The sequence below is a fragment of the Veillonella sp. VA142 genome, from assembly GCF_003992135.1.
Lineage (GTDB): Bacteria > Bacillota > Negativicutes > Veillonellales > Veillonellaceae > F0422.
In genome coordinates this window covers 1-9,676 of record NZ_RQVN01000035.1, presented here as the reverse complement: position 1 = coordinate 9,676, position 9,676 = coordinate 1, and the positions used below count along the sequence as shown (strand labels likewise).

The window sequence follows — 9,676 nt, the reverse complement described above, 5'->3', positions numbered from 1 at the left end:
CTCAAGAAGTTTGGTAGTTTCTGCATGCAAAAGGGACCGTAACGAAAATGTAAAAAAGTACATTTTGTTACAGCCCCTTTTTACTTTGTATTATTTATAGAGGCTCTCTCTCAATGTCCTTCGAAAGAAATTCATACTTTTGGTGTAGTCATTTTTCGTGTTTACTTTTATAATATAAAGTAAGAGTCTATTTTAGAAACAAAGGTTTCAGTTTTTGGAGTCATGGCATGATGAAAGGAACTACCCTAGAATTGAGAGTTAACGATAGATATATATGTAAGAGCGTAAGGTTGTTGTTTTGGAGGGCTAGATGATTGTCCTAGATGCGAATGCAGGGGTTCCCATGTACGAGCAGGTATATGAGGCTGTAAAAGTGCATATTGAGCAAGGTTTGTTCCGTCCAGGGCAACGGCTTCCTTCTATACGTGCTATGGCGGCGCAGTTAGGTGTGAGCAAGATTACGGTGGAGCAAGCCTATTTGCAGTTGGCTACGGAAGGGTATATTCAAGCCCATAACAGGGCGCCTTATGAGGTGCTGGAGATTCCCCAGCCTTTGATTGGATATTATGATGGGATGACTCCTATTAATAGTACGTCTGATCGAACATATGGAATCGTGGGTAATCTAGGAGAACTTAAGGAAGAGGTTCTTTCATCGGTGAAGCCTAAGGGTGTACGTCAAAGTCTAACAGATGCTGGGAAACAGAAGGTAGAAAAACTAATATCGGATTGTGATGGATGCACTACATCTACGTTGAATAATGCCTTACCTAAGGGAATGAACAGACAGCCCACTCCTATCCGCTACAATTTCGCAACTGGTGCGATGGATCCGGAGGGATTCGACTTCAAACGGTGGAAACGCTTTATTGGTTATGCCTTACGAGATACGAAGAGGCTCATGACCTATGGTCAGCTAGAGGGAGAACCTGAGTTGCGGTCAGCGTTGAATCAATATTTACAACAGGCGCGAGGTGTGCGGGCTACAGCGGAACGGATCCTAGTGACTAGTGGTACTCTCAATTCGTTGCATATGATTGCATCCTTGTTACAACGCCAAGGAAAATCTAAGGTAGCCATAGACCGCCAAAGCCCTAGTTTTGCGAAAGCCTTATGGAAAGACTACGGATTTTCTGTATTAGAGGTTGATACAGGAGGCCCGCAATTGATTGCCACATTACAAGCGGTGAATGTGGAAGTTCTATACTGTATGCCGTCTCACGGCGATAGTATGGGTCGTATTATGACGATCCAAGAGCGGACAGAGTTATTGCGGTGGGCGCAGAGTCAAAGCGCTTTTATCATAGAAGACGATTATGACAGTGAACTTCGCTATTATGGAAAGCCTGTGTTATCTTTGCAAGGTATGGACCTTCAAGATTGCGTCATCTACATGGGTACACCGTCGAAGGTGTTACCGCCGTCGATTCGATTGAGTTACCTAGTGCTACCCGTAGTTCTCTATGAGGACTTTCACAAGCATCGCAAGGCCTATGGACAAAGTGCAGGTGTGTTAGAGCAGTTGGTGTGGGCCATGTACATGGATGAAGGGGAATGGCATAAGCAAATTCGCCGTCTCCGCAAACATTATTTAGAAAAAAGTAAGTATTTTACAAGTCTGTTGCGCCACTATTTGGACGACACCTATGAGGTTATTGATCCAGAGGGTGGCGTCTATGCTGGGATTCGCAAGGCCTGCAGCCAGGGAGATGTGCTTCGGAAACGAGCCTTAGGAGCGGGGTGCGATATCAAGGTCATAGACAAAGATGAGACAGGTGTTGTAGAGGTGTTGTTATCGTTCAGCGGTATACCGACACGTGACTTAGAACGGGCGGTACAGGTATTAGCTGAGGCTTGGAAAGGGTTATAATATGGGCATACCATTTCGATTCATACAATGTGGGGATCTCCATTTAGGGGCGCCCTTTCGCTATTTAAAATCTTTTGGCAGATCCTTGGACGAGGCTATGATACGCGCTACCTATGGATCCTTTCAAAATATCGTGAACTTGGCCATCCGTCAGCGTGTGACGGCGGTGCTCATCACGGGGGACGTTTATGATGGGGCGGATCATCCTCTTGAGGCGGAGATGCAGTTTGTGCGAGCCTGTGAAAGTCTCGCCAAGGAACACATTCCTGTGTATGTGGTGCAAGGTAATCACGATCCTGCGGAAAGTTGGACGCGTCACATGCCATTGCCAGACAATGTCCATATCTGTGCAGCGGACCGGGTGGATCGGTTTTCTCTCGTGGTGCGAGGCCAAGAGGTGGCGGGTATCTATGGACGCAGTATTTCCAGTGATACCCAACATGAGGACTTGGCATCGGACATCCATCCGTTGCGTAGTGATCCTTTTTCCATCGCTCTTGTGCATGGAACGGTAGGCAGTCATGAGGGACATGACAAGACGGGGCCTTGTTCTCTCGATGCGTTGCGACGCATTCCCATTCAATATTGGGCCCTTGGGCACATTCACAAGCGCCAGATTCTGAGCGAACAGCCTCACATCGTTTATGCGGGCAATACCCAAGGCTTGCACCGTGGTGAAAGTGGCCCGAAAGGGTGCTATGTGGTGGATGTATCTAGCCGTGGCACTGTGGAAGTACACTTTCACGAGACCAATGTAATCCGATTTGCAGAAGATACTATCGATTTAGGGCAAGTGCAGTCGGTAGTAGAGATGCTGGAAATGTTGCGCCACAAAAAAGAAATGATCCGAAAACCGGGTATGTCCATCTTATTGACACTTACACTCACAGGAGAAGGGCCTTTGTCCGATGTGGCGAGTGACAATGCAGTGCGTGCCGCATGGATGGAGGAAGCCCAAGCGGAAGAAGGTGGTAAGCACGGCGTGTATATCATCGGTATCGAATGCGATACTTTCAGTAGCGGTAAGCAAGGCATTGCGCCAGGCATGGTCAGCGATTATGTGAAAGCCTTGAATGTGATGGATATGGATGCGGATTCGTTACTGAACATTGTGAAAGAGCGACCAGAGTGGAAACGCATGGGTATGTATAGCCAGTTAGTAACAGATGACATGGTGCAGTCTGCCTATGAAAAGGCGCGACGGGAAGGAATCCGTTTATTACAGGGGAATGAGTATGAAGATTAAAGAAATATGTATAGAACACTATGGCCCCTATGAACAGTGGACCTTTCAGCCTCATGAACGGGGACTACATGTGCTATATGGGCCTAATGGAAGTGGAAAAACAACACTGCTCCAAGCTTTTCGTAGCATTTTGTTGGGGACGAAACGGAAAGAAGAACCTGTAGAGGGTCATATTGTAGTGGAACGAGAAGACAAAACTTACCACATTGGTCGGAAAGGAAAAACCTTAGACTTTTACGAAGTGGGTGGCCAGCGGTATACGGTGGAGCCTGCAGAATTGTGGTGGCAAGGGTTAGATAAAAAGACCTATGATCGCATTTTTGCCATTACCTTGGATGACCTACAAGGAGTGGATATTATCCAAGAGGTGGACGTGCGCACACGATTCTTTGGTGCCGAAGGTGGAGAATCCTTGGGGACCCTCGTGAAAGATGTAGACGAATTAGCTAGCCAATTGCTAGTGGCATCTCCTACGGGAAAGCGGACCATTAATACCTTATTGGACCGACTGCAAGAGGTGGAACGAGATATCCGCAAGCTACAACAAGGAGAACAGGAGTACTATACTTGGCAATCTTCCTTGGAAGAGCTAGAAAAAAAAGAAGCTATCTTGCAGGAACAACGGCAAGAGCGGAAGGAATATTTGCAAGAGGTAGAGCGAGTTCTCCGTGCCTGGGATACGTATAAACGAGGAGAAGAAGCAAAACAAAAAATGCTCCAATTCCATGTGGAAGAGTCCTTGGAGCGAGATGCCTTTTTAGAACTAGATGAAGAAATCCGTCGTTGTCAGGAATATATGCGCGTGTGGCGTGGCAAGGAAGAAGGCTTAGTGCCAGATAACTTCGACCCGGAAGATAGACTGGGTATGTATGAACAAGAGATTGAAAGTTTGTACCAAGAATTATCGAAATGGACCCAATTAGAAAAAGAATGTCGAGAAGGGGATTTGTACTTAGAGAAGGTAAAAGCTCAGTTGGCATTCATTCGTAAATCTCATGTGTATTGGCGTGATGTGGAAAACTTCCCAAGTGATGTAAATTGGTACGATGGGGAGCAAGTGGCGCGCCAGTTGCGCAGTGCTCGTGAGGCCTATGAGGCGTGGCAACGACGAGAGCCATTTCCACAAGATGATCGAGCTCGTGAGGTGACAGAAACGGTAACAGCCCTAGAAACCAAGTATAGCAATTTAACTGCATTGAAAGAGGTCTACTTAGCACAAGAACCTACGGACTCTGTAGTAACGATGACATCTGGACGTTCCTATTATGTAGGTGGCGCCGTACTAGCCGTGCTAGGCGTAGCATTGCTAGCATGGCATATGATCTATGCAGAAGGAATCGGTATACAGGCCATCGGTGGCATATTTGCCTTGTTGCTAGGTGTAGGGCTAGCATATCAAGGGAAACGTAAGGATGGGGCGATGGAGCAGGTAGCTACGGCGCCTAAGGATATGTCTGCTTTAGAAACGAAGGCGGGTCGCTCTATGCCTACCACAGAATCTGACTATGAAAGCTTACTTTCAGAGATACAAGCAGTGGCAGAACAAATCAAAGGATACGGAGATGATATAAGCCATTTCAAAGCCTACGAAGTGATGAAAGCGCAGTGGGTGGCGGAAGGCAAAACTTTGGAAGCAGCAGGTACTAAGGCTATGGACATGTGGGAAGCATGGTTGCCAAAAGCAGCCAAACAGACGAATCGAGATGATGCATTCTATGGCATGAGGGAAGAATATCAAGCCTACCATGAACGATTGCGCGAGTTTGAAGGGTACCAAAAGCAAGTGGGGTTGCATCATGAACAATTAGAAGCCATTGTAAATCGATGCCGGAACTTGTGGGATTCTTTACAGATACATACGGCGCCATCTATCGTGGATCTACGGGTGGTGTATAATCAGCTACAATTGCACAAGCAAAATCGCGTGCGGTGGGAGCAAAAGGAAAGCCAGCGAAAAAACTATCGCGATGAGTATGCCACATGGAGTAAAAAAGAAAAAGAATTACTCCTTGCCCAAGAAGAGCTAATTCAAAAGGGTGGCATGAAGAGCGCTACAGAATATCGTCAACGCTTGCTACAACAAGATCAGCATAAACAATGGGAGACGATTTATCGCCAAAGCCAACGGCAACTAGAGTTGTTGGCGCCTAAAGAGTTTCATAGAGATGTGTGGTATCGCCGTTTGCAAGGTGATGATAAAGGCAAATGGGAATTAGAGTACTCCCGCAGTGAAACGGAATTGGCGAATATTGAGTCGTCCTTACAAGCATTGTATGAAGAGCGGGGGACCTTGCAAGAATCGATGCGCCACTTGAGCACATCCCATGCAGTGTCCGAAGCCATATTGAAAAAAGAACAGCTAGAAGCGGAACTTCGAGAAGCCTTGGAAGCGTGGATGACCTATGTGTTCATCAACCATGGTATGGAACTAGCACAACAAGAATACGAAACAGATCGACAACCGGCGATGCTGGCGAGGGCATCTGAGTATGTGAAAGCCATGACTGGTGGTATCTATACATTGCATATGGATGACACCCATAAGGGGGTCTATGTGAAAGACACGACAGGACGAGAGATTCCCTTAGGAAAGTGGAGCAGTGGCTTGGGCGATCAAGTGTATTTGGCATTGCGACTAAGCCTAGCAGAGTTCTTCGCTGAAAAGATTGAGTCCATGCCGTTGCTGTTGGATGACGTACTAGTGCGATTTGACCTAGCACGGCAAAAGCTCACATTGCAGGTAATCGAACAGTTGAGTGAACATACACAGGTGTTTCTGTTTACTTGCCATGAGACGACGAGCCAACTAGCGGGAGATGCGGTGCATACATATGACCTTAGTACAGGAGTTACTTGTTCTGCCATGTAGATCGTCACTTGTTACGTTATGTAGCCTGTGGTGTGTTAACTGAATAGGGCAAAGGGAAGAGCACGGCATACCTTTATATAGCTTTGTCACGTTCAGTGAGTATTCTATAAAGTAAAAAAGAGCAGGACACATTCCTTCAGAAACGGTATTTCATAATGTTTCTTCAGGAACATGTCCTGCTCTTCTAGGTAATATGCGATTATGATGCATATGAACGTGACCTAGGCGTATTATATTTGCGGAGCACGCTGTGCTCTTCTTGTATTTGCGTGATTCTGTCAGTAAGGAACGCCACAAGGCTACTACGTGTAACTGTGTTCCTCAGAGTGGTAGTGTGAATTACTATCAAAATGACTTAGTAATATACACGAAATGTGATATAATGAAGGCATAGAAGTGTCACCGACGTGATGTTAGGTTCATCTCTTCTTATTAAAAGAGGAGGTGATTGCTATGACTAAGTACGAAAAGATTTCCTTAATCATCGCGCTAACTAGCTTAGCAATTCAAATCATTGAACTTTTAAAATAGTCAATGAAAAGGCCTAACGTAACGAGGTATTGCAGACCTCACACGTTAGGCTTCATCATGTTTTGAGTTTTTTTAGATGAGCCTAACGCCTTCACACGTTGGTGGCTCTTCTTTTTGTTACGTTAATTATAGCACGGTTTATAGGTGTATTACAAGGCTACTATGGATAACGAGTTACCTTAAGGGACTAAGGCTTTGATATTGTATATATATGGAAATGATATCTGTATATTATTGGTATATAGTATGGTAAAATAAAGCTATAAATAATGACTCGGTGATATAAAAGTATGCGTGGGGGTGTGTTATGAAGTTAGGTAAGCTTTCAGAGGTGGATATTAGAGATCTTTGGAAACATGAACAATATGATTTTTCGGAGTGGTTATCTAAAGAAGAAAATATAGAGATACTTGGAGATGAAATAGGATTAACGTTAACTGATATTGATAAGGAAGTGTATGTCGGGTCTTATCGATGTGATTTGGTGGCTCATGATGAAACTACGGGAATCAAGGTAATTATTGAAAATCAGTTAGAAACGACAAATCATGATCATTTAGGAAAGATTATTACCTACGCATCTGGGTTAGATGCAGATGTAGTAATTTGGATTGTGAAAGAAGCTAAAGAGGAACACCGGAGCGCAGTTGAATGGTTAAACAATAAGACCACGAAAGATGTATCTTTCTTTTTAATTGAAATTCACGCCTACCAAATTGGAGATTCGTTGCCAGCACCTAAATTTGTGCTAGTGGAAAAGCCTAATGATTTTCTAAAAATGACTAGTACAAATCGAGGAAACGGTGAATTAAGTAAAAGTGAAGCTGATCGCTTGAATTTTTGGACTCGGTTTAACCAAGTGTTAGTAAGTAGAAATAGACCGTTTAATGTTAGAAAGGCGCATACAGAACGGTGGTATAGTGTAGCGATGGGAACAAGCGAAGCAGGGATAGCCATTTCCTTATTAGGTAGAACGGGTCAAATTAGCGTAGAGCTTGCTATTAAAGATAATAAGCAAATGTTTGATAGGTTATATGGGATGCGGGATGTGATAGAAAATGAATTAGGTTTGTCTATGCAGTGGCAACGATTAGATAATAAAAAGGCATCTAGGATTCTATATTACATTGATGGACTAGATTTTGACCGTCAAGAGAACCATAATGAACTAATTAATGAAACTATTGATAAGGCAATCATAATGAGAGATGTATTTAAGAAACACATATAAAACGTCTTTTGTAACGCTATGTAGGTCGTCACTTATAATGCTATGTAGCCTGTGGCGGGATTAACTAAATATGATAAAGAGAAGACCGTAACACACCCCTTCTTAAACTATACAGTGGTTATGTTTGTTCAGGGGTATGTTACGGTCTTCTGTGCTTGTGTGATTTAGGTAGAAAAGGTCCGCCACAAAGGCTACTACACGTGATGGCATTCCTCTGGGGGGAGAGGTAGATATTCCGATGTAAGAGTAGTATAATACTCTCTATATGAGAGGAGTGCATAATGAACTATTCTTGGATACGGAAATATTGGATATATATAACAGTGGTGGTGGTACTGATTCTTGCAGGCGGTGTGTTCGCATGGATGCAGCCCAAAACGGTACAGGTGGTGAATCCTGTGGAACGTCAAATGCCGGTGCGCATCAGTCATGAGGCGAATATTACAGCTCTACATAAGGCAAGTGTGGAACCGACGGTGTCGGGGCCAGTGTCTACTTTCACAGTGAAAGTGGGTGACATGGTGAAAGCAGGTCAAGTGCTCGCTATGATCGATACCACATCGCTACAACAACAGTTGCAATCGTTATTAGGACAATTGCAGGAGGCGCGGAGTCGGGTGCCACAACAGAGTACATCGACTGCAGTAGTGGGTGGTAGTGTGTCATCAGAGGATGTAGAGCGGGCGCGATATATGCGTGATGCTGGCATTATTACGAATCGCGAGTTTGAAACGATTGCGGTCAGGGCACAATCACAAGTGGTAACAGTTCCGTCTTATACAGGCGGTTCAGGAGTAGATACTTCTGGAATAGAAGCTGCTATTGCAAAAATACAAGCGCAGATGGCAGCGGCCCAAATAGTTTCGCCGATGGAAGGTAGAGTAGCAGCCATTTATAATGAAGATAGAAAGATTGCCATCGAGGGCAAACCGTTGCTGCTAATACAAGAAGATTCGCCAGTGGTGGCTACATTGAGCGTTCCGCAAAGCTTCGGTGCTATTTTGAAACAGCCGAACATTACTGGTGGCGTGCAAGTTTATTTGGTTGTAAATGGACAGCAAGTGCCAGGACAAATTACATTTGTGGGAACAGAGTCGGGACCGAGCATCACGGTGAAAGCTACTTTCAACGTTCAACTAGGGCAAGTGACGATTGGTGAGTTCTATACACTGGTGATTGAAACGAAAGCAGAAGCGCCGGCGCTTACTTTGCCTAAAGAAGTTATTCGTGATGGCGAGAATGGTAAGTTTGTGTATGTGCTGACAGAAAATAATACAATAGATATAAGAACTATTGAGATAGGATTAGAAGTAGATGGTGTAGTGACCATACTGGATGGATTAAATCCGACAGATCGAGTGGTAACAAATCAGGGGAACTACGAACTAGGCGAAAGCGTTCACTTGTAATGCTATGTAGCCTGTGGCGGTTATAACTGAATAAGGTAAAAGGGAAGAGCAAGGCACATTCCTTCAGAAACGGTATTTCATAATGTTTCTTCAGGAACATGCCCTGCTCTTCTAGGGAATGTGCGATTATGACATATATGAACGTGACCTAGACTTATTATGTTTTGAACACGCCGTGCTCCTCTTGTGTTTGTGTAATTTAGTCTATAACGCCGCCACAAGGCTACTACGCATAACTGCATTCTCTTCGGGGAAGAAAAAGTAAATTGGGGGTTGCTTTTTATTTGGAAATGGAATATACTATAGTACATGTTCGAAAGAGCAAGGTGTTCACACTTCTATGAGTGATGAGCAAAAAAAGATTAAAAATAGCTATTGACACAAATTTGTGAATCTGTTATTATAATATAGTCGCCGCAACACAGCGTTGTGAATGACGACGTTGATCTTTGAAAACTGAACAATGAAAGGTAATTACTTCGAAAGAAGTAAACATAAGCCAGAGTGCGGGTTTCACAAA

5 protein-coding genes are annotated in these 9,676 nt (G+C 44.2%); all 5 read left to right on the top strand.

All coding sequences use genetic code 11. The annotated features are described in order from the left end of the window. Positions 1 to 310: 310 nt before the first annotated feature. Complete coding sequence (locus EO117_RS08760; protein WP_240632615.1) at positions 311 to 1,870, top strand: PLP-dependent aminotransferase family protein; 1,560 nt, start codon at positions 311 to 313, stop codon at positions 1,868 to 1,870. A 1-nt stretch (position 1,871) separates the two neighbouring features. After that, positions 1,872 to 3,116 (top strand): exonuclease SbcCD subunit D, encoded by a 1,245-nt coding sequence (locus EO117_RS08755; RefSeq protein WP_126940076.1) that lies wholly within the window; start codon positions 1,872 to 1,874, stop codon positions 3,114 to 3,116. Further along, the gene (locus tag EO117_RS08750; protein ID WP_164727562.1) at positions 3,106 to 5,985 is read left to right on the top strand and encodes an AAA family ATPase; all 2,880 of its coding nucleotides are present in this window, start codon (positions 3,106 to 3,108) and stop codon (positions 5,983 to 5,985) included. Before EO117_RS08755 ends, EO117_RS08750 begins: the two co-directional genes overlap by 11 nt. Positions 5,986 to 6,823: 838 nt before the next feature. Next, complete coding sequence (locus EO117_RS08745; protein ID WP_126940074.1) at positions 6,824 to 7,747, top strand: DUF4268 domain-containing protein; 924 nt, start codon at positions 6,824 to 6,826, stop codon at positions 7,745 to 7,747. 281 nt (positions 7,748 to 8,028) lie between these two features. Next, on the top strand, positions 8,029 to 9,156 hold the full coding sequence (locus EO117_RS08740; RefSeq protein ID WP_126940073.1) for an efflux RND transporter periplasmic adaptor subunit: 1,128 nt from the start codon (positions 8,029 to 8,031) through the stop codon (positions 9,154 to 9,156). Positions 9,157 to 9,676: the final 520 nt, after the last annotated feature.

Coding starts and splice junctions, on each gene's coding strand:
- EO117_RS08760 (WP_240632615.1), top strand. CDS start 311: ATGATTGTCCTAGATGCGAATGCAGGGGTTCCCATGTACGAGCAGGTA.
- EO117_RS08755 (WP_126940076.1), top strand. CDS start 1,872: ATGGGCATACCATTTCGATTCATACAATGTGGGGATCTCCATTTAGGG.
- EO117_RS08750 (WP_164727562.1), top strand. CDS start 3,106: ATGAAGATTAAAGAAATATGTATAGAACACTATGGCCCCTATGAACAG.
- EO117_RS08745 (WP_126940074.1), top strand. CDS start 6,824: ATGAAGTTAGGTAAGCTTTCAGAGGTGGATATTAGAGATCTTTGGAAA.
- EO117_RS08740 (WP_126940073.1), top strand. CDS start 8,029: ATGAACTATTCTTGGATACGGAAATATTGGATATATATAACAGTGGTG.